This window comes from Pseudoduganella violaceinigra DSM 15887 (assembly GCF_000425385.1).
Taxonomy (GTDB): domain Bacteria; phylum Pseudomonadota; class Gammaproteobacteria; order Burkholderiales; family Burkholderiaceae_D; genus Rugamonas; species Rugamonas violaceinigra.
In genome coordinates, this window is record NZ_AUDI01000001.1 from 402,550 (window position 1) to 421,414 (window position 18,865).

Annotated in this window: 18 protein-coding genes, 1 tRNA gene and 2 pseudogenes; 16 read left to right on the plus strand and 5 right to left on the minus strand. The window is 56.3% G+C overall.

Going from position 1 to position 18,865, the window contains the following annotated elements; genetic code table 11:
* Positions 1–4: 4 nt before the first annotated feature.
* The 13 genes and pseudogenes from H597_RS35790 to H597_RS0102025 all read left to right on the plus strand — a co-directional run bounded on the left by H597_RS35790 (position 5) and on the right by H597_RS0102025 (position 11,982).
* Entirely contained in the window at positions 5–787 is a 783-nt protein-coding gene (locus H597_RS35790) for an EAL domain-containing protein (RefSeq protein ID WP_051293452.1), read from the plus strand.
* Between the two features lie 211 nt (positions 788–998).
* The gene (locus H597_RS0101980; RefSeq protein ID WP_035372861.1) at positions 999–1,652 is read left to right on the plus strand and encodes a DUF6445 family protein; all 654 of its coding nucleotides are present in this window, start codon (positions 999–1,001) and stop codon (positions 1,650–1,652) included.
* A 79-nt stretch (positions 1,653–1,731) separates the two neighbouring features.
* Complete coding sequence (locus tag H597_RS0101985) at positions 1,732–2,304, plus strand: TetR/AcrR family transcriptional regulator (protein ID WP_028100650.1); 573 nt, start codon at positions 1,732–1,734, stop codon at positions 2,302–2,304.
* A gap of 48 nt (positions 2,305–2,352) precedes the next feature.
* Complete coding sequence (locus H597_RS0101990) at positions 2,353–3,180, plus strand: SDR family oxidoreductase (RefSeq protein ID WP_028100651.1); 828 nt, start codon at positions 2,353–2,355, stop codon at positions 3,178–3,180.
* A 277-nt stretch (positions 3,181–3,457) separates the two neighbouring features.
* The gene (locus H597_RS0101995) at positions 3,458–4,300 is read left to right on the plus strand and encodes a sulfotransferase family 2 domain-containing protein (protein ID WP_161630563.1); all 843 of its coding nucleotides are present in this window, start codon (positions 3,458–3,460) and stop codon (positions 4,298–4,300) included.
* A 375-nt stretch (positions 4,301–4,675) separates the two neighbouring features.
* Positions 4,676–5,017: pseudogene (locus H597_RS29395) on the plus strand (Hcp family type VI secretion system effector); the annotation flags it as partial.
* 207 nt (positions 5,018–5,224) lie between these two features.
* The gene (locus H597_RS33765; RefSeq protein ID WP_229632070.1) at positions 5,225–5,641 is read left to right on the plus strand and encodes a hypothetical protein; all 417 of its coding nucleotides are present in this window, start codon (positions 5,225–5,227) and stop codon (positions 5,639–5,641) included.
* Positions 5,642–5,794: 153 nt separating this feature from the next.
* Entirely contained in the window at positions 5,795–7,387 is a 1,593-nt protein-coding gene (locus H597_RS0102005; protein ID WP_051293453.1) for a DUF8224 domain-containing phage-derived protein, read from the plus strand.
* An 89-nt stretch (positions 7,388–7,476) separates the two neighbouring features.
* Entirely contained in the window at positions 7,477–8,406 is a 930-nt protein-coding gene (locus H597_RS29400; protein WP_051293454.1) for an MBL fold metallo-hydrolase, read from the plus strand.
* Between the two features lie 229 nt (positions 8,407–8,635).
* Complete coding sequence (locus H597_RS0102015; protein ID WP_154667910.1) at positions 8,636–9,724, plus strand: hypothetical protein; 1,089 nt, start codon at positions 8,636–8,638, stop codon at positions 9,722–9,724.
* 271 nt (positions 9,725–9,995) lie between these two features.
* A complete protein-coding gene (locus H597_RS33015) occupies positions 9,996–10,733 on the plus strand; it encodes a hypothetical protein (RefSeq protein WP_051293455.1) in 738 nt (245 codons plus the stop codon).
* Positions 10,667–10,963, plus strand: a pseudogene (locus H597_RS36070) (integrase core domain-containing protein); the annotation flags it as partial. The gene H597_RS33015 and the pseudogene H597_RS36070, both read left to right, overlap by 67 nt.
* A 455-nt stretch (positions 10,964–11,418) precedes the next feature.
* Complete coding sequence (locus H597_RS0102025) at positions 11,419–11,982, plus strand: hypothetical protein (protein ID WP_028100655.1); 564 nt, start codon at positions 11,419–11,421, stop codon at positions 11,980–11,982.
* Between the two features lie 86 nt (positions 11,983–12,068).
* On the opposite strand, the gene H597_RS0102030 is transcribed toward H597_RS0102025, so the two are convergent.
* Complete coding sequence (locus H597_RS0102030; RefSeq protein WP_028100656.1) at positions 12,069–12,536, minus strand: hypothetical protein; 468 nt, start codon at positions 12,534–12,536, stop codon at positions 12,069–12,071.
* A 159-nt stretch (positions 12,537–12,695) separates the two neighbouring features.
* Between H597_RS0102030 and H597_RS0102035 the strand changes: the two genes are divergently transcribed.
* Positions 12,696–13,001, plus strand: coding sequence for a helix-turn-helix domain-containing protein (locus H597_RS0102035; RefSeq protein ID WP_028100657.1), 306 nt, complete (start codon positions 12,696–12,698; stop codon positions 12,999–13,001).
* 117 nt (positions 13,002–13,118) lie between these two features.
* The gene (locus H597_RS34590) at positions 13,119–14,018 is read left to right on the plus strand and encodes a hypothetical protein (protein WP_154667911.1); all 900 of its coding nucleotides are present in this window, start codon (positions 13,119–13,121) and stop codon (positions 14,016–14,018) included.
* Positions 14,019–14,048: 30 nt separating this feature from the next.
* Here the strand turns inward: H597_RS34590 and H597_RS0102040 are convergent, their stop codons facing one another.
* The 4 genes from H597_RS0102040 to H597_RS29410 all read right to left on the minus strand — a co-directional run bounded on the left by H597_RS0102040 (position 14,049) and on the right by H597_RS29410 (position 18,109).
* A complete protein-coding gene (locus tag H597_RS0102040) occupies positions 14,049–14,333 on the minus strand; it encodes a hypothetical protein (RefSeq protein ID WP_028100658.1) in 285 nt (94 codons plus the stop codon).
* A 353-nt stretch (positions 14,334–14,686) separates the two neighbouring features.
* Positions 14,687–14,777, minus strand: a tRNA-Ser gene (locus tag H597_RS0102045).
* A gap of 131 nt (positions 14,778–14,908) precedes the next feature.
* The gene (gene acs / locus H597_RS0102050; protein ID WP_028100659.1) at positions 14,909–16,867 is read right to left on the minus strand and encodes an acetate--CoA ligase; all 1,959 of its coding nucleotides are present in this window, start codon (positions 16,865–16,867) and stop codon (positions 14,909–14,911) included.
* Between the two features lie 102 nt (positions 16,868–16,969).
* Complete coding sequence (locus tag H597_RS29410; protein WP_051293457.1) at positions 16,970–18,109, minus strand: acyltransferase family protein; 1,140 nt, start codon at positions 18,107–18,109, stop codon at positions 16,970–16,972.
* 131 nt (positions 18,110–18,240) lie between these two features.
* On the opposite strand from H597_RS29410, the gene H597_RS0102060 reads away from it, so the two are divergent.
* Positions 18,241–18,858 carry a YqhA family protein gene (locus H597_RS0102060; protein WP_028100660.1) on the plus strand — a complete coding sequence of 206 codons (618 nt, stop codon included), beginning with the start codon at positions 18,241–18,243 and terminating at the stop codon, positions 18,856–18,858.
* Positions 18,859–18,865 lie beyond the last annotated feature (7 nt).

Genomic DNA, 18,865 nt, shown 5'->3' on the forward strand with positions numbered 1-18,865 from the left:
CCGGATGAGCTACCCAGCCCTGCATGCCTACCTGGCGCGTCTTGCGACCGGCGAGACGCCTTCCAGCAGCCTTCGCATAGGCGGCGATGGCGAAGTACATGGCCATATCTTCAACTGCTGGCTGGGCAGCGCCTTCCATCCGATCCGCGAACTTGGCAGCGGTCTTGTCACCGGTTTTGCCGGGCGCGTGCGCGGCGTTGCGGACGAAGACCGGGGCCTGCCAGTCTGGAGCTACCTTGACGGCGCGGCGAGCGACGACGAATCCATCGCGCTGGACCGCCTGTGCCGCACGCTCCATGCAATCAACTTCTTCCGCAACGAAGAACCGGACAAGCACACCCTGCATCTGAACGTGCATGACCGCCTGCTCAGCGCTGTAAGCAGCAACCACGGCATGGCCTTCCGCCGCATCCTGGACTCGCTCGGACTGCCGCTGAAACAGGTGATGCTGCAACTGCCTGCAGTGAACGCGCGCCAGAACTGGATGCTGAACTACGTGGCCGACAATTACCGCCGCAACGGTTTTCGCATCTCGGTCAAGGTCGCCACCGCTTCACAACTGCCCACGGTCCTCGGCCACGCCCATGTGGAAGCGGTGCGCATCGCCAGCCTGCAAGGCGCCACCGTCGCGGAACTGACGCATGCACTGGCCCAGGCGGCGGCGCAGGAGGTCAAGGTACTGGTGAAGGAAGACACGCAAGCCCTGCGCGAAGCCGCCACCCGCACCGGGGCCCTGGTGCTGTTGCAGGAAAGCGCGCGGTCCGCCCAACAACGCCTGGCCGCCTAATGCGGGCACCGCGCACGATGATCCTATCGCGTGGCTGCTCCGCGTCGCTCAAGGCGATGTACGTCGCATGTACCATTGCCAGTTGAAATAATCGTGGAAGCCATTCTGGCGCGCGGACGGCGCCCCGAATCCAGCGTTGGCGTAGCAATCCGGATACAGTACAGGCGTTAAGTGAGCGTTAAACCCCTGTTTTTTTGCTACCCTGTGCGCCATGCTGCCCATCCTCCCCTACCGCAAACCCCAGTTAGGCCGCGACTACTGGGTGCAGGACGACTTCCTGCCAAACGCCCAGGAAATCGCAGAGCGCTGCTTCAAGCAGGATTACTGGGAACTCGGCGCCCCCTATGCAAATGAACCCTGGCCTGGCAAGCGCACGCCGAACGCGCTCACACCGTCGGAAGTGGAGCATGTCGAAAGCTGGGTCAAGAAAATGACCGGCGCCAAACGCCTGTGGCAGGAAGCCACCCCGCAAGGCAGCTCACTGAATCATAACTACTTCCAGCTGGTCGGCATGCCGGATTCCGGCGCGCGCCCGCACACCGATTCGACCAAGCTTTGCCGCTACGCCTGCGTGATCTACCTGACGCCCGATCCCGACCCGGACTGCGGCACCTCCTTCTACCGCCAGCGCCAGCCAAACGGCACGCTGGGCGGCAACCTGTGCATGCCGCCGCATGCCAACCTGCGCGAGGCGCTGAAGGTGAAAGGCTTGCCGCCGGAGGCCTGGCAGGAGGACGTGCGGGTGGAAAACCGCTTCAACCGCATCCTGCTGTACAAGGCCAACCTGGTGCACTCGGCCACCGGCTACTTCGGCTTCGATCACACGGACAAGCGCCTCACTGCGGTGTTCTTCTGGATGGCTTGAGCATGGCCGTCTTCCCCGGGGCGAATGGGCCGAATAGGCTCGCCGCATAGCCGAATTTTTTTTCTGCTAAAATGCTGGCATGAAGCAAAAAGACGAAAAGAAAATGGAGGCCGTGATTGCGGCAACCTGCCGCCTGGCCGCCGAACGCGGCTTGTTCGGCCTGACCTTGGCCGAAATCGCCAAGGCGGCCGGCATTGCCACCAGTACGCTTTACGTCTATTTCGCCGACAAGGAGGCCCTGTATAACGAAGTATTCCGCTGTGCCAAGCGCGAAGCGATCGAGGCGTATAGCGGAGAGCTCGATCCCGCCGCGCCCCTGAAGATACGCGTACGCACCGTCTGGAACAATATGCTCAACCACCGTTTGCGGCGGCATGACCAGGCCAGCTTCATGGAGCAGTTTGTCGGCTCGACCTATATGAACGAGGAAAGCCGCGATTATGTCGGCCGGCTTGGCGAAGGGCTGATGCAGATCGTCGCCGAAGGGCAGCGGACCGAAATCCTGAAAGCCGTACCTGGTCCCCTGTTGATGTCCTTCTTTGTCGGTTCCGTACGGGAGACTGCCAGGATGATCCGTTCGAAATCCGTGGCCGATACGGAGGACTGCCGCACCCTTGCTTTCCAGCTGTGCTGGGACGGCATTCGTTGTTGATATTTTTTTGACCATTAACCGAATTTTTTTTCACCAAAGGAGCATGACATGACCACCGAAACCCAAGCTGTCGTCCTGATCACCGGCGCCTCGTCCGGCATTGGCCTCGCGGCGGCGCAACTGTTTGCGCAGCGCGGCTGGCGCGTTGCCGCCACCATGCGCAATCCATCCGATGGCGCGCAGCTGGCGGCACAAGCCGGCGTGACGGTCCTGGCGATGGACGTCACCGACCCTGCGTCGGTCAACGCGGCAGTAGCGGCAACCCTGGAAAAATTCGGCCGCATCGATGCCCTGGTCAACAATGCCGGCTACGGCTTGTTCGGTCCATTCGAAACAGCCACCGATGAACAGATCCGGCGCCAGTTCGCCACCAACGTGGACGGCATCTTTGCCACGACGCGCGCAGTCCTTCCGGCCATGCGCAAACAAGGCAGCGGCGCCATCGTCAACGTCGCATCGATCGGCGGCCTGGTTACCCTGCCCTTCTTCTCGCTTTATCACGCCACCAAGTACGCCGTAGTGGGCTTCACCGAATCCCTGTCGTTCGAACTGGCGCCGCTTGGCATCCGCGCCAAATGCATCGCGCCGGGAGGCGTTGCCACCGACTTCGCGGGCCGTTCGCTGGTGCGCACCTTCGGCGACGGGGGAAATGCCTACAGCGATACCCTTAACAAGGTCACCGCAGCCATCAGCGAGCGGCGCGCGGGCTATTCGTCTCCGGAATCCATCGCCGAAGTAATCTACAGGGCAGCGACGGACGACACCGGCCAAGTCATGTATGCGGCGGGCCAGGATGCGGAACAGATTTTCCATTTGCGCCAAAGCTTGCCCGAAGCGGAACGGCTGGCAGTGACGCGGCAACGATCAGGCCTTTGAGCACATGCGATAAGCTTTCGCAGGCGCGCCAGCTGCACTTTCTGGGTCGATGACGAAGCTATGATCCCAACGCGAAAGTGTTCATATGTGCAGGGCACCGGCACGCCTGCTTGTCAAGAGCGCCAAATACAACAAAAAATTACGTTACACGCGTACGTGATTTCCTGAGCAATAATGTAATCGCATTGAGGCCCCATGGAAAAGCATGCTCCCGAAGGACGCGGAGCATCAACCCAATGGGCTCACAAAAGTGCTCTCATATCGGGATACTTTGACTATGCGATTCATTCTTTTGCATCGCCATGTCTTCAAGAATGCCGGCTCCACTTTGGACGGTTCATTACTGAGCCATTTCGGGGAAAACTTTACGGCGTTCCATCCCGAATCGTCGGACGGTGGGCGAGTCTATCCGCAGCAATTGTTCGAGCTCCTCGAACGCAACCCGAATCTACAGGCGATCTCAAGCCATCATTTTTGGGACAAAGACTTCTCGGCATACCTGGACGAGCAGAGACAAGCTTCCTTCATCTTCTTCGACTTCGCCCTGCTGCGGCATCCAGTCTCGAGGCTGGCTTCGACGTATCTTTACTATCAGAGGTTCGCGTCGAACGGAAACCCTATCCAGGTCGCGGCTCAACGCTTGCCGTTTAACGAGTTCATTGAACACCTTGTGGAACATCATCCGAATTACGTGATCAATCCACAGGTAACAATATTCGGTTGCGATCATTACGGAGCACCGCCGTCCAAGCACAATCTCGACATCGCAACCAGCCGCCTGATGCGAATGAGCCTGATTGGCACCGTGGAAAAGTACGACGAAGCCATGGCCACCGCCACCTATATGTTGCAGCCGGTTTTTGAAGGACTAAACCTTCAAGGAAGTATCAAGAACAAATCCGACAACGCCGCAATCAAGGGCTACGACGGCTCCCTCAAGTCAAGTCAACGGACGCTCGGGAACGACCTATTTGACCGTCTTTGTGAACTCAACGATCTCGATATCCGCTTGTGGTCCAGAATATCGGAAGAATCTGCACGCCGCTTCAAGTATGTGCCAGCCGCGCTTGAAAGACAGCGGCCACCAATGCAGCTTGTGGGGGCCGGGCGACAATCCTGAAATGAGACCGTAATAAAGGCGCCGCGCGGTTTCTTGATTTGTGCATCTTGAGTATGACAACCGCAAATCTCGCAGTTGGCGGGAGCTGATCTATGCCGGCTACCGCATCTTGTCCAGCTGCCCCAACTTTTGCGTCGCAAGGTAAGCAAGGCTGAAGGCTTTTCTCGACAAAGTCCAAGCATTCAGGCCCGTCGGCCATCGCTGCCGCCCAGATCGCACCTGGCCACAAGCTTCGCCCCAAGTGCGGTGGAAGCAACCTAGCGGCCCCAATAAATCCTTGCACCTGCTTGCGAAGGGCTTTTGATTCGAGTCAAGCCAACCGTTTGCCAAAGGGCAATACTGATCACTACGGTCCATCCCCTTTCGGAGGTTTCCATGGCAATCGACGTTTATCTTCAACTAGATGGAATCAAGGGCGAATCCACAGATGCCGGACATGCCACATGGATTGAATGCACTTCCGCCCAATGGGGTGTCGAACAACCCAGGAGCGCAACGTCCTCCACGGCCGGCGGACATACGGCAGAACGTTGCGACATCCGGAGCATTTTCATCACCAAACTCGCTGACCTAGCCTCACCACTCTTAATGCAAAATTGTGCGGCAGGACGCTCGCTGCAAAAAGCAAGACTCGAATTCTTGCGGGCCGATGGCAATGGAGATCGCGTCAAGTACTACGAAGTCGAGCTTGAAAACATGTTGATCGGAAGCTATATGGCCATGATTCACATCGACGTGGTGTCGAAGTTGATATCCGCCCCATGAGGAAGGACGGAAAGCAAATAGCTTGCATTTACCGCGAGACTGCTTATGACCGCGCTGGAACTGAAAGACTGATCAAGTTGTTTCGTACATGTGCGGCTTGCCCCTTACTCGTTTTCTTCAACGACGTAAAGATTTCTGGCGTGAAGCCTCTCGCTAAGCATGACAATCACTTCCACGTTCAGTTTAGTTGAGCATATGAAGACACTCTTATTAGGAATCATGTTGCTGACAGCATGGACGTCTGACTCCGCGCTCGCTGCGCCGGCATGGGACGGCTCTTACACCTCGTTCGCAGGCAATTACCTTATCTATTCGAATGACCTGGATGAGAAGGCGCCGCCAACGGCAAAAGATCGGCGCGTCTCATTCTCCGTTGACGGGGCACTTTCCAAGAAGCTCTTTGAGTCGATCGGTCCTGACGTGAAAGAAGCATGTGGAGCCTCCGCAGATTTGCGTATCCGAGTCCGTGGCGACCTGACATGCACGTTTGAGCGGAACGAGAAAAAAAGCCCTTACAACTGTCATTTTGGGCTGGATCTCAGGTCCGGAAAAAGCATTTCCGGTTCGACTTGCTGACTCGCGACCGCGCGAAGTCACCCATCACCCAATGTGCAACTGGTACTGCACAATACTGCAGCACCGGGACGGAATTAACATTCGATAAATTCCCGGATGATAATATATTGAGTTCAAAGTCCTTGACTGCTTCGCGTCTCAATAGCTGAATTAATGATCGCCGACAAATTACACGCCTTCCCCATCGACAACGCCTATAACGCTTTAGTTGAGAGAATCAACAATCGCTTCAGCGCTCTGACTGGACCGATTTTCGAAACCAACACCACAGGACTGTTTGAGGCCTACCTCAATGCCTGCGACGATCCGGCCCAGCGCCAGAAGCGCACATGCAGCTGCTGCAGGAACTTCATCGAGCGCTTCGGCGGCTTGGCGACCGTCGGCGACGACGGCCAGCTGGTATCCGCGCTGTGGGATATTGACGATGTACCCGAAGCATACCGTGAAGCGATCAACGCACTGCAGCGCGAAGTGCGGCGGGCCAGCATCACCATGCCTTTCCTGTCGAGCGACGCGGTGCTCGGCAAACCGGAAAAAGGCGGTTGGCATCATTTCGCCATTAAATCTGGAAAGGTCTTTGTCGGCAATGGGCTCGACAACGCATTCCAGGCTGCCAGCGCCCGGCGGGAAGCGTTCGATTCGGTGCGGCGCGCTTTGGGCGAATACTCATCGTCCACCTGCGCAACGGCATTGCGCTTACTGAAAGACGATTCGCTGGCTAATTCAGAAGCGGCGTTGGGACAGGCGCAGTTCCTGGTCGACCTGCACACCGCACGCGATGCCGTCAGCGGCCAGCAAAACAAGGACAACGTCGTCTATCGCATGGTCGCCATGGCGCCGACGGGATTCTGCCATCCGCGTTCAAGCATGATCGCCACGCTGCTTGACGATATTGCCGGCGGCAAGTCCTTCGAACAAGCGGCGGCCAGCTGGGCCGCAAAGATGCACCCGCTCAAATATCAGCGCCCCCAGGCTGCGCCGACCGCAGGCGCCATCAAGGCTGCCGAAGCGGCGTTCGAAAAGCTGGGCGCAGGAACCGCACTGCAGCGCCGCTACGCCACGATGGCCGATATCCTGGAAACGGTCTGGTTGCCACGCGAGCAGGAGAAGCCGGTATCGCAAGGCCTGTTTGCTAGCATCATTCCCAAGGCAGCAAGCACGCCGGCAGCAAACATGATCGCGCCCGCAACGGTCATGACGCTCGATAAGTTCCGCCGCACGGTACTGCCGACGGCGGACAAGATCGCAATGGCGGCACCGGCCGGACCATCGACGTTTGTTGCACTGACCTCCGCGGTCCATGCCGATGCGCGCCCGATTCTGCAATGGGACAACGAAGAGAAGCGCAACCCCGTTGCCTGGTACATTTACCACGGCGGCTCGTCGGCCAGCGATTTCAATCTGTCCGGCAGCTACTATGAGGTCACTGCGGTGACGCCGCAGCCACATACCTGGTTCGGGCAAGTCCATCCGCAGCATGGCGAAGGCCTTGTGCTGTTGCTGAAGAACGCACGCGACTTGCGCAAGTGCGGAGGACATTCAGCGATCTTCCCCGTTTGCCTGAAAGGCGAGTTCCACGGATTCAGGTCGACCATCGAAGCGTACAGCAAGGCCAATCCGCTGGCTGGATTTGGCGAGGACAATGTGGCTGGCTTGTTGCTGTCCAAGGGCGAGCAGTATCAGATAACGCTTCGGGTTACGTCCGGCGGGCAGACAAGCGACTACCGGATTGATCGCTGGGACTAGGTTTGCCAATTCCGGCTATCCTAGCAGTCGAATTTCCCATTAGTGATCTCGACTGAATGTCGTTTCTGACGCTCCGATGACTTCGCCCTATGCTTATGAAAACCATACTCCTGTTCGCACTAAGCATCCCCCTTGCCGCGATAGCGGCACCGGAGCCCCTGAAAGAAGCGAGCCAATGGATTCATGGCGTTCCTGCGGGCCAAGCCTGCGTGCAGCTCTTACAGGTGCACCAGGCCGGGCCCGGCGTTTTTATCATTCGCCAAAACAAATGCGTGAACACTGAAGCGCCGTTTCTCTACCTGATACTTGGTGAACAAAAGGCGCTCTTGTTGGACTCCGGCGCCAAGCCTGACGCTGGTGTGGACTTTCCCTTGGTGGAAACGGTGAATCGCTTGATCGGCGAACGCAAGCTGAGCTTGCTCGTCGCGCATACCCACGGGCACCGCGACCATATCGCCTTCGACTACGCGTTCCGCGCCCGCGCCAATACGACCGTGGTCGGTACCACGCCCGATGCAGTCAAAACGCATTTCCAGTTTACCCAATGGCCCGAGGGTGAAGCCCAGGTTGACCTTGGCGGTCGAAAAATCACGGTCCTGCCCTTGCCTGGCCACGAAGCCGCACACCTTGCTTTCTACGATCCGCACAGCGGCACGGTCTTCAGTGGAGATTCGTTGTATCCCGGTATGCTCACGGTGCGTGACTGGCCAGCGTATCGACAAAGCATTGCCCGGTTATTGAAATTTGCGGAAGCCCACCCCGTCACCGCATTCGCTGGCGCGCACGTCGAGATGATGAGCAAGCCGTATGACATGTATCCGCTTGATACGGCTTACCAGCCGCAGGAACACAAACTGTTCCTTGGCCTGGAACACCTGCGTCAATTGAACGATGCACTGACGGCACAAGGCGAAAAGCCAGCGCGTATCGAGCGCGCGGACTTCATTGTCGAGCCTTATGCACCGCCATCTGCCGGGCTGGTGCTTGGTTTAATGCCTTGGTGGAAGAGACGAATTTGAACCCTCGATAGGCTATACCCCCGGCCGGAAAATAAAAAATTACCTTTAAAACAACGATTTATGCTTTGTCGCCCGCGTACTATCGCTTCTCACGATAAGTCATTGCTTTTTCGACGGGAAAGTTCGTTCAATAGTAGAACTCCTCTTGACAGTCCGGTGCAAAAGATTCAATCTACTCCCAATCGCACTTAAGATGCAATTTGCATCTAAATACAAAATGGGAGGTAACTTGAATCTTTCAATCGCAAATCTATTAACTGTTTTGTTGGGGCGAGTACCCGCTCCAACCTCACTCCCCAACACAGAGCAGCCGTCCGACAGTCAACTTACCGAAAGCAAGCGAGTTGCAACTACGATTCGGCTGGATTCTGACGTCAAGGCATTTGTCGAACGCCACGCCCAAACGATGGGGCTCTCGATCCAGGACTTCATCGGAATGACGATGCGTGCGGTCATGCTAGCGTCCGAATCGCCAAAGGTCGGCGAACTTGATCTTTTGGTTTCGCGTTTTTTCGACATTTTTTCGGCTCACGAAATTAATGCTGTCGACATACCGTCAATTTTGCCACCTGGCCACCTTGCCCGCGCCGACCTTGAACATAGGGAGCGCCTCATAAATGCGCTCGACAACAAAACAATTAGAGGTCTCGCGGAGCTATTCCTTGTTGACGAAGAATGGTTAAAAGGTTCGACCAACTATTGCCTAACACACAACCAAATTCAAAGTTGGTACAAATCAACTTGGAACTTCGCCCGAGAACTTTTGATCCACAAACTAGACCCAAAAAATTTCAGTGTTTCAGTATGGTTCGTGACACGCGAAGATGGGTCTTTGAGATTACTAAATGAGGCGCGCCTAAAAGAAGACTACGTTGCTGCGGTCGACATAACGCCCGTCATTGTTACAGAACGACGAGTTAACGAGGTCCATGTCAAGACTTATCAAATGTGGGAAACGCAGCGTTGGAATTATATAAATTGCAGGCTGGATCTAAAAGTCATGATGATGCTCTGCGACCGTTCCCGGACGTCATGCCACGGGATTGCGCTGCCAAGCGAAAAATACGACGACTTTCTAGCTAGGCGAACGCTTCCTGCCGAGGCCCTCAAACGTCCTTACCAAGCCTGGAACATTGACGACGTTGTATGGGACTCCCCACAAAACTTAGAATTTGAAGAACTCGCCTACGCTGAGCAGCGCTACCGTGACGAAAAAATGATTACGATGGAGGCCGCAATTAGCCGACCATATATTGTTACGAATGCCGCTGAGGTTCAAGCACGACGAGCAGCACCGCTGCTCGCAAGCGAGAAATGAAATGAAATGATAAGTCTCTCACCAAATTGAACGCGGTGAACAAAACTCAGGCAGCGGTGAAGGCGGTTGCTTGGAGCTCGAGATTCTCAAGCCTGATCGCTTCGCCATCCTCCTACCTTTCGCCAATTTCGGCTATTGAATCACCCGCAACGCGGAGATCAGCTCCGCCGCAACGTCTCGCACGAAGGCTACTTTTGCATGGCTGCTGTCTGAGCAATTGCTTCATGCATCGTAAGCTGCCGAAGTCGCGGCGCTCACGACCTTCGACCAGGTGCAGACGCTGATCGATGGATTCGAAGCAGAGGCGAAGTCTGCTGACCAACTGCTAGAGCAGGTTCTAGCGCGGTTGGGGGAAATCAAACGAGGTGTGGAAGAAGGACCTTTCAGCGATAGGAATCTATTCAAGCCGAAAATGCTCGAGAAGGATGTGCAACTTTGGCTTGCTGCACGCCTTCCTGACCTGCTCAGTGGTAAAGCGGCCGCGTCCGATATCGCCGTTTTCGGCGTGTGGATGGCGCTTCTCCTGGCCCCGCTTTTTTCCGAGGTGTCTCTTCTAGGTGTGACACTCAAAAATGAGATTGAGGAGCTGAAAGGGCATATTGCTGCTCAAATTGCCGATGTCCGGGCGGACGTTCGCAATGCCGTCGACATTAGGGCGACCGTAAGTCCCACTTTCAATATTCCCCCTCCGACCGACAATCAGCTTCCCGAAATAGAAGCCCAGGTGAAAGCCGCAGTGGCTGCAGCGTTTGCGGAGCAAGGTGGCAAGGTGGCGGGGACAGAGGCCAGCGTTACGGTTGGCGTGGTGCTGGAAACGGCCAGCATGAATGAAGCCGATCTGGCGGAATACTGCCGCCGTAAAGGCATCTTTGTCGAGCAAGTAGCAGCATGGCGTTCTGCGTGTATGTCCGCCAATGCTAGTGCTGCCGAACGAGCTAAGGAAGAACGTGCCCAAGCCGGCCCTTTACGAACGTGGATGAAGCACGTGCTTGGACGACGGATTTTGTGAGGTGGTACAACAACGTGCATAAGCACAGCGGGCTTAAATTCGTCACACCGGCACAGCGCCACAGTGGCACCGATGACGCAGTTCTGCGCCAACGCGAACGTGTCTACGCGGAGGCGAAAGCGCGCAGACCGGAGCGCTGGTCAGGTGCGACGCGGAACTGGGAAGCAGTAAAAGAAGTATGGCTGAACCCTGAGCGATCAGGCATTGAGAATTTTCGGCAAGCCGCATAACTCGACGCGACAACTTTGTTGACAATCACCGGTAGCGACCTTATCAGAATACGATTCATTTTCCTCGCTCAATCGCCGCTGCACGTGCGCGCGCATGAGCTCAGTGTAGTTGGACAACTTTCGATTAATATTCCAATAGTCCACTAGCCATGCAAGGTCACGAGGACTAACTGCCATCCCTAAGTAATTCCCGCCGTGCACAGCCTCCCAAAAATCAGCTTCATTTATAACGTTGAAGTGGCGAGCCAATTTTACTTGTTCTGTTCGCGAAAGCGGTTCGAGTACAACCGGTTCAACCTCTTCTACCCGAGGAAGTAGCGCGTTGCCCGAAGCAGAATCACTTTGATTTGAAATGACGTACTGCGACGAGCAAAGAGGTTGTGTCAGCAAACTATGAACTGCACTTCGGACCTCGGGTACCGCCCAATCATAAAACCGACTGGAGAGAAAGATCTGTGTTCGATGCGGAGCTTCAAAGTGAGCGAGAGGCTCTGGTCAGCATTCTTGCCGACGCCGAGATGCAACTGGAAGAGATTGATAAATCTGAAGACCTGAAATCCAAGGCAGAGGAACATTTGACCAACATTCGTGCAGGCGCTTATCTCGCAAAGCCAACAGAATCCGCAACGATGAAGCGTGACATCGGCGAGGCAGAAAAAGCTCTGGATCGTTGCAGAGACAGCGCATTGAATGCACGCGCGGCTCGACCAATCGTAGTTGCGAATATCGACAAGGCAAGGGAAGAACTTCGGTCAATCGATGAAGAGATCGAACAAGAACGATTCCAACTGAAAAAAAAGCAAAACCAACAGAGGGAAATCGTTGTTTATGCCCGGTGGGCCGACCTCATGACCCTCACGCAAGCGGCTGTGCACGACATTATTGAAGTGAACAGAGAAGTCGGGCGCTCACTCGTTGAAGCTCTGATGCATGAAGGTCTGAAAGAATTTGATGACAAGGGACGCTTGGTTCGCCCCAACTGGCTCAAATCAGGTTCAGGTGGCCTGAGAAATATCTAGTACCCGACTCACGCCTCGATAGGCAAGCGACTGCCCGGCCTAGCGCCGGGCTTTTTTTGCGTAGAGCGCTCACATTTGCGCAATGCTTAGTTGCCCTCAAGGCCCCGCTTAAACCTGTTTAGCTGCTCTTGATATGCATTGAAAACGGTGTTGTTCTCATTGAGGAACATGCGATTCACCTGGCCTCCAGGCATCTGGCTGGAAACGGCGATATTAGACACGATCTTGACTCTCCCAGGAAGCTGGCTGATGAAGTACTTCACCTCATATTTTGGTGGAGTGCTATAGGCGTTCCCTAGTGCGGCTTGCGTTAAGGCCGCATTAAATGAACCGCTTGAGTCCAATTTAGAGAAAGATAGCATGCTGTCGGACTCCTGTTCCAAATTCCATCCCGATTCGGAATTCTTCAGAAGGATGTAGTCCTTGACCGATTTCTTATCGGCAGTTGAGATTTCGATTTCCGGCCAGCCAGATGCGGTTTGAGAGATCTTTGCAGGTTGGGATGCGCAAGCAGTAAGCATTGCGGCAACGAGGAATAAGAGAGTTTTCTTCATAGTCTGGTGTGTATCTCATTAAGCGGTAGAAGTACTTAAATGCCGTCTCACCAGCAAATAAATTCTCCAAGTGCCGTTGAGCGGTTATCCAATACTAAGTAATCCTTAGTGTCAGCGCAACACAATCCTAAGAATATCTTAGCCTTTAAGGGGCTAAGCATGTCTGTCTTTGCGAAGAGATTAAAGGAAGCCAGGAAGATCGCGGGCATATCACAAGAAAAGCTTGGCGTCGCTGCTGGTATCGATGAAATGTCAGCAAGCGCGCGAATGAACCAGTATGAGCGAGGAAAGCACGACCCAGACTACTTGACGGTCACCAGGATCGCGCAAGCCCTGAATGTCCCCGAAGGCTTTTTTTACACTATGGATGACACGGCAGCATGGCTAGCCGTGACCTTTCACAGGGCGTCCCAAAGTGACAAGGAAGTCGTGATAGCGGCAGCTCGTTCAATCAGCGAATCTTGATATCCGGACTAGAAGACAGACCTGATGGCATTTTTTCAGATGAGTTAATGCCTATCCTAGTTGATAATAAATCAGGATTGGATACTTCCGGCCCACAAATCTACTACTCGAAACAGTATGAAACTTAAGCCATGTGAATTTGAAGAGGGCGAATACCGGGCACCATTGTTCAACCAACTTCATTCGTCGCACCTACTCTGGGAACCTGGACAGGTCTTCGAAAAGCACGTTGGAATCGATCATGCGATGTGGACAACGCACGCGTATTTACATGCACTTTTTGGGCACGGAGCTCCGCTAGATGGCGTCGTGCTTTCACGATATAGCTGGGACTACATTTGGTCCCAACGAAAGAAAAGAAAGAAGCTTCCTTCGTTTCGCCTAAACGTATTCATTCAAGCGAAGCGGCCTCAGTATGGGCGCTACGCGCCCAAAGCTATGCGCGATCTTGGGCTCAAGTCGCCTTTCTGGCGTTTTGAAGTTACCCCGCATCAGCAGTTAGCGCTTGAGAAGTTGCAAGCCAACTTAAAGTCGAGAGCCATTGTCTGCTATGCCTGCCCGGCATTTCATCAAGAGTCCAAGCTCCATAAATGGACCGTTGAGCCGCAGATGGTAGAGAATTCAACGTTTCCAGACGTCGCACTACTTAAGGGGCATTCCGCATGGAACTTCTCCGAACCAGGCGCGCATGGTGTGGCGAATGCCGAACCAGTTGCCGTGCAGTCCGCTCCGTTAATTAACCGAATTCATTCGCTAATTCAAACGGAAATATCGGGAGACGAGTCGCCCATCGAATCACTGGAATTACTTTCCGCCGCTGTTCGTAAAGTGATGGGTGACGATGCCACCGATTCGTTGTTGCGAGCGCGATTCGCAGAAGGCAGCCGAACGATACGTGAGATCGCTGATGACCTCACTGAAGGCAGCGCGGGCGATAATGGTCGCGGAGTCGTTGCATTCGGCGATGTTTTACTTTTCTGCTACTTGCATCGGTTGAAATGGTTTGTCGCGGGCTAGGCTAGTCAGCATCAATCAGTTCCGTGACGATTACTTCTCAAGGTAAGTCTCGACACCAAGATCATAGGCTTCCTTGGCGAAGTGACGATGACGTTCGTCCTCTTGCCTCAACCCTTCTTCAAATACATTGAGAAAGCGAATTCGATCCTGCGTACCATCATTAATCGACTGGGCTACCATCATACCAACTCCACAGTAGCCTTCGAGAGTACCATTCATTTTCTCGCCAGGGAAATCACGCGCAAAAGCTGCCTTTAGCTGCCGGATTTTGAGATCTCGGGTGACGCTGCCAAACATCGATTTGAAGAAGCCCATTTTGTACCTCCGTGTGAGGCATGCTCGCTATCCATCGCTACCACTTGTGAGCACACAGGTCTGCAATCCTTGAGTAAATACTAGCGCAATTTACTACTGCCATCCATCTACCCTATCGCACACATTTCCGATCTACTCAAAGTCAAGATCCAAAGTTCGACCGTTGAAAAAATCGTAATGAGAGGGAAACTGCCATTCCGGCAGCATGTACAGGACGGGCGAGATCGAACTACATGGGAGGGATGAACTGGCGCTCCGGGGCAGAATTACACCACCAAGCGATTTTGGCATGTGGGACTGGATGTGGGACAAAATAAAAAAGCGCCCCGAAAGGCGCTTATTTACTGAATTCTTGGCGGAGAGAGGGGGATTCGAACCCCCGATAGGCTATGAACCTATACACGCTTTCCAGGCGTGCGACTTCAACCACTCATCCATCTCTCCTACTTCTCTCACTCATCGCGAGAGGCCCGAATTATAGCAGGGTTGGCGGGGAGTGCAAAGACTTTCTGCTTAAAACCTCAAAACCGGTAAATCAGGGTCTGACCCGCAGGATCAGACCCGCCCGTTCAGGCTTACGCGGTTTCTTTCAGTTGCTCGAGGATGGCTGGGTTTTCCAGTGTGGAGACGTCCTGGGTGATGGTCTCGCCTTTGGCCAGCACGCGCAGCAGGCGGCGCATGATCTTGCCGGAGCGGGTCTTCGGCAGGTTGTCGCCGAAGCGGATCTCTTTCGGCTTGGCGATCGGGCCGATCTCCTTGCCCACCCAGTTACGCAGTTCGGTGGCGATCTGCTTGGCTTCGTCGCCGGTTGGGCGGGTGCGCTTCAGCACCACGAAGGCGCAGATCGATTCGCCGGTGGTCTCGTCGGGCTTGCCCACCACGGCGGCTTCGGCCACCAGCGGATTGGCGACCAGTGCGGATTCGATCTCCATCGTGCCCATGCGGTGGCCGGACACATTCAGCACGTCGTCGATACGGCCGGTGATGGTGAAGTAGCCCGTCTCGGCGTTGCGGATCGCGCCGTCGCCGGCCAGGTAGTATTTGCCGCCCAGTTCTTCAGGGAAGTAGCCGGACTTGAAGCGGTCCGGATTGCCCCAGATGGTGCGGATCATCGACGGCCATGGGCGCTTGACGACCAGAATGCCGCCGCTGCCGTTCGGTACGTCGTGCCCTGCTTCGTCCACAATCGCGGCCATGATGCCTGGCAGCGGCAGGGTGCAGGAGCCTGGAACCATCGGCGTGGCGCCCGGCAGCGGGGTGATCATGTGGCCGCCGGTTTCGGTCTGCCAGAAGGTGTCGACGATCGGGCACTTTTCGCTGCCGACGTTTTTGTAGTACCACATCCAGGCTTCAGGATTGATCGGCTCACCCACGGTGCCCAGCAGGCGCAGCGAGGAAACGTCGAAATTCTTCGGGTGCACTTTCGGGTCGACGTCGGACGCTTTGATCAACGAACGGATCGCGGTCGGTGCGGTATAGAAGATATTGACCTTGTGCTTGGCGATGGTTTCCCAGAAGCGGCCAGAGTGCGGGTAGGTCGGAATGCCTTCGAAGACAACCTGGGTGGCGCCGACCGCGGTCGGGCCGTAGGCGATATAAGTATGGCCGGTGACCCAGCCGATGTCTGCGGTGCACCAGTACACGTCTTCCGGCTTGATGTCGAACGACCACTTCATGGTCAGCGCGGCCCACAGCAGGTAGCCGCCGGTCGAGTGCTGCACGCCTTTCGGGGTGCCGGTGGAGCCGGAGGTGTACAGGATGAACAGCGGGTGCTCCGCGTCCACCCATTCAGGTTCGCACGTGGCAGCCTGGCCTTCCACCAGATCGTGCAGCCAGATGTCGCGGCCTTCGGTCAAGGCGATATTGCCGCCGGTGCGCTTGTACACCACCACATTCCTGATGGTGTCGCAGCCGCCCATGGCCAGCGCTTCGTCGACGATGGCTTTCAGCGGCAGCTGTTTGCCGCCGCGCACTTGCTCGTCGCAGGTCAGCACGGCAACGGCGCCGGCGTCGATGATGCGCTCCTGCAGCGACTTGGCGGAGAAGCCGCCGAATACCACGGAGTGGGTGGCGCCGATACGCGCGCAGGCCTGCATGGCGGCCACGCCTTCCACCGACATCGACATATAGATGACGACGCGGTCGCCCTTCTTGATGCCGCGCGCTTTCAGGCCGTTGGCGATCTTGCAGACTTTGTCGTGCAGTTGCTGGTAGCTGACGCGGGTCACTTCGCCGTTGTCGGCTTCGAAGATGATCGCGGTCTTGTCGCCCAGGCCGTTCTTGATATTGCGGTCCAGGCAGTTGTAGGACACATTCAGCTTGCCGTCTTCGAACCATTTGTAGAAAGGCGCATTGTCTTCGTTCAGCGTGCGAGTGAACGGCGTTTGCCATTCCACGTTCTCGCGCGCCAGGCGCGCCCAGAAGCCTTCATAGTCGCGCTCGGCTTCTTCGCACAGCGCCTTGTAGGCGGCCATGCCGGATACGGCGGCCTGTTCCACGAATGCCGCCGGCGGCGCAAAAATACGCGATTCCATTGGTCCTTGTTGGTCTGCGCCCTGGTTGGTCATGCTTGTCTCCGGTTAGTGATGGTTTGCTAGCAACGATAGAACCCGTCGCTTACTGCCCCCTTACATTGCTTAAGGGGCCACATTTGCCATTTTAATCACATCGGGCCCTTCTGGTACAGGCGGCGCGGGCAGCCAACGGTCAACCAGCAATACCAATTTGCGCCGCGTCCAGCCGCCCAGCTGGCGCTCCAGCAGCCAGTGGGAAGCCGAGGCAAGCGGGATCGCCAGCAACAGCGCGAGATAGACCTCATTCCAGCTGCGCGTGTGCAGGGAATGCTGGTCCAGCCAGCGAGTCAAGACCACTTGGCCGAGAAAATGTGTGAGGTACATGGAGTAGGACACGTTGCCGACCCAGGTCAGCCATCCTGGCATGCGCAGCGTGACCGTTTTACTGGCGATGGCCAGCGCCAGCAGCATCAGCGCCAGCGGCCAGCCCCACCCTGCCGGCCCGTGGAAGCCGCCCGCGCCGGACCAGCCCCACCAGAGCACGAACCCGGCGCTGCACACGACAGCCTGCCAGGCCAGCCCAGCGTTGGGGAAGCGCACGCGCGGGTCCAGGTAGAGCAGCCCGGCCGCCATCCCGGCCACAAATTCCCAGACGATCGGGTTGCTCACCAGGTGCAGGTAGCCGAAATCCAAGGCCAGGTGCTGGCGCACATCCAGCGTCGGTCCGCCGGCCATCAGCGGCAGCGCGACGAGGGTCAGCAGCATCCAGCCGGCAAGTGCCAGCCAGCGGCGGCTGCCGGCCAGCATGCTCAGGCCGAACACCAGGTAGAAGTACATTTCGAAGGCCAGGGTCCAGGCCAGGGGAAATACCAGGCCAAAGAACGGCGGGTCGTGCGGCGCCACCGGCAGGAATGCCAATGACGTGAACAGCTCCTGCAGGCGTCCCGCATCCGCGAAGAACCAGAATCCGTCCCGCTTGATGAAAATCCAGGCCATCGTCACCACCGCGTACGCGGGCCAGACGCGCGCAAAGCGCTTGGCCGCGAACAGCGCCGCATCGCGCGGGCCGCCGGCATGCCGGGTGGTGTAGACCATGATAAATCCGCTGACCAGGAAAAACAGGTCGACACCCATGGCGCCGGGCAGGAACAGCATGGTCGCCAGGCCTTCATTCGGCGTACCGTCAAGGAAAAATCGGCCATGCGTCAGGACCACCAGCAGCACGGCAATGCCGCGCAGGCCCTGCACCCAATCCAGCTTCATATTCTTCGCACAAGATAGATAAACGGGCAATGTAGCATAGTCGGGGCCCTGGCCGAACGCCGGCGGCTCCCGTGCAGCCCACGCGAGTGTAGAATATCGGCTGTTTTTGAAACACTTAATCACCGCCCACGATGACCGAACCCCAGAACACCTCCAGCGGCAAACGCCTCAGCCCTATTCCCGCCTTCATCTTCATGTCCCGTTGGCTGCAGCTGCCGCTGTACCTGGGCCTGATCCTGGCGCAGTGCGTCTACGTGTTCCATTTCTGGGTCGAGCTGAAGGACCTGATCGGCGCGGCGCTGGGCAACGCCCAATCGCTGGACCACATCCTGCAGGCTGTCACCCCGCCCAGCAAAGACGCCATTCTGCCGACCAAGCTGACCGAAACCACCATCATGCTGGTGGTGCTGGGGCTGATCGACGTGGTCATGATCTCCAACCTGCTGATCATGGTGATCGTGGGCGGCTATGAAACCTTCGTCTCGCGCATGCACCTCGAAGGCCACCCCGACCAGCCGGAATGGCTGTCGCACGTGAACGCTTCCGTCCTCAAGACCAAGCTGGCGATGGCGATCATCGGCATCTCGTCGATCCACTTGCTGAAGACCTTTATCAATGCCGCGCAATACGACGAAAAAGTGTTGATCGCGCAGACCACAATCCACATCGCATTCCTGCTGTCCGCAATGGCGATTGCGTACACCGACCGCATCACCACACTGACGCACAACGATTCCAAGCACCACTAATTAGCCA

What these genes read in the sequence shown, in the direction of transcription:
- H597_RS35790 (WP_051293452.1), top strand. Translation starts at nt 5, where the DNA reads ATGAGCTACCCAGCCCTGCATGCCTACCTGGCGCGTCTTGCGACCGGC.
- H597_RS0101985 (WP_028100650.1), top strand. Translation starts at nt 1,732, where the DNA reads ATGAAGCAAAAAGACGAAAAGAAAATGGAGGCCGTGATTGCGGCAACC.
- H597_RS29410 (WP_051293457.1), bottom strand. Translation starts at nt 18,109, where the DNA reads ATGAAGCTGGATTGGGTGCAGGGCCTGCGCGGCATTGCCGTGCTGCTG.
- H597_RS33765 (WP_229632070.1), top strand. Translation starts at nt 5,225, where the DNA reads ATGACAATCACTTCCACGTTCAGTTTAGTTGAGCATATGAAGACACTC.
- H597_RS34590 (WP_154667911.1), top strand. Translation starts at nt 13,119, where the DNA reads ATGAAACTTAAGCCATGTGAATTTGAAGAGGGCGAATACCGGGCACCA.
- H597_RS0101980 (WP_035372861.1), top strand. Translation starts at nt 999, where the DNA reads ATGCTGCCCATCCTCCCCTACCGCAAACCCCAGTTAGGCCGCGACTAC.
- H597_RS0102035 (WP_028100657.1), top strand. Translation starts at nt 12,696, where the DNA reads ATGTCTGTCTTTGCGAAGAGATTAAAGGAAGCCAGGAAGATCGCGGGC.
- H597_RS0102040 (WP_028100658.1), bottom strand. Translation starts at nt 14,333, where the DNA reads ATGGGCTTCTTCAAATCGATGTTTGGCAGCGTCACCCGAGATCTCAAA.
- H597_RS0102030 (WP_028100656.1), bottom strand. Translation starts at nt 12,536, where the DNA reads ATGAAGAAAACTCTCTTATTCCTCGTTGCCGCAATGCTTACTGCTTGC.
- H597_RS0101995 (WP_161630563.1), top strand. Translation starts at nt 3,458, where the DNA reads ATGCGATTCATTCTTTTGCATCGCCATGTCTTCAAGAATGCCGGCTCC.
- H597_RS0101990 (WP_028100651.1), top strand. Translation starts at nt 2,353, where the DNA reads ATGACCACCGAAACCCAAGCTGTCGTCCTGATCACCGGCGCCTCGTCC.
- acs (WP_028100659.1), bottom strand. Translation starts at nt 16,867, where the DNA reads ATGGAATCGCGTATTTTTGCGCCGCCGGCGGCATTCGTGGAACAGGCC.
- H597_RS29400 (WP_051293454.1), top strand. Translation starts at nt 7,477, where the DNA reads ATGCTTATGAAAACCATACTCCTGTTCGCACTAAGCATCCCCCTTGCC.
- H597_RS0102060 (WP_028100660.1), top strand. Translation starts at nt 18,241, where the DNA reads ATGACCGAACCCCAGAACACCTCCAGCGGCAAACGCCTCAGCCCTATT.
- H597_RS0102005 (WP_051293453.1), top strand. Translation starts at nt 5,795, where the DNA reads ATGATCGCCGACAAATTACACGCCTTCCCCATCGACAACGCCTATAAC.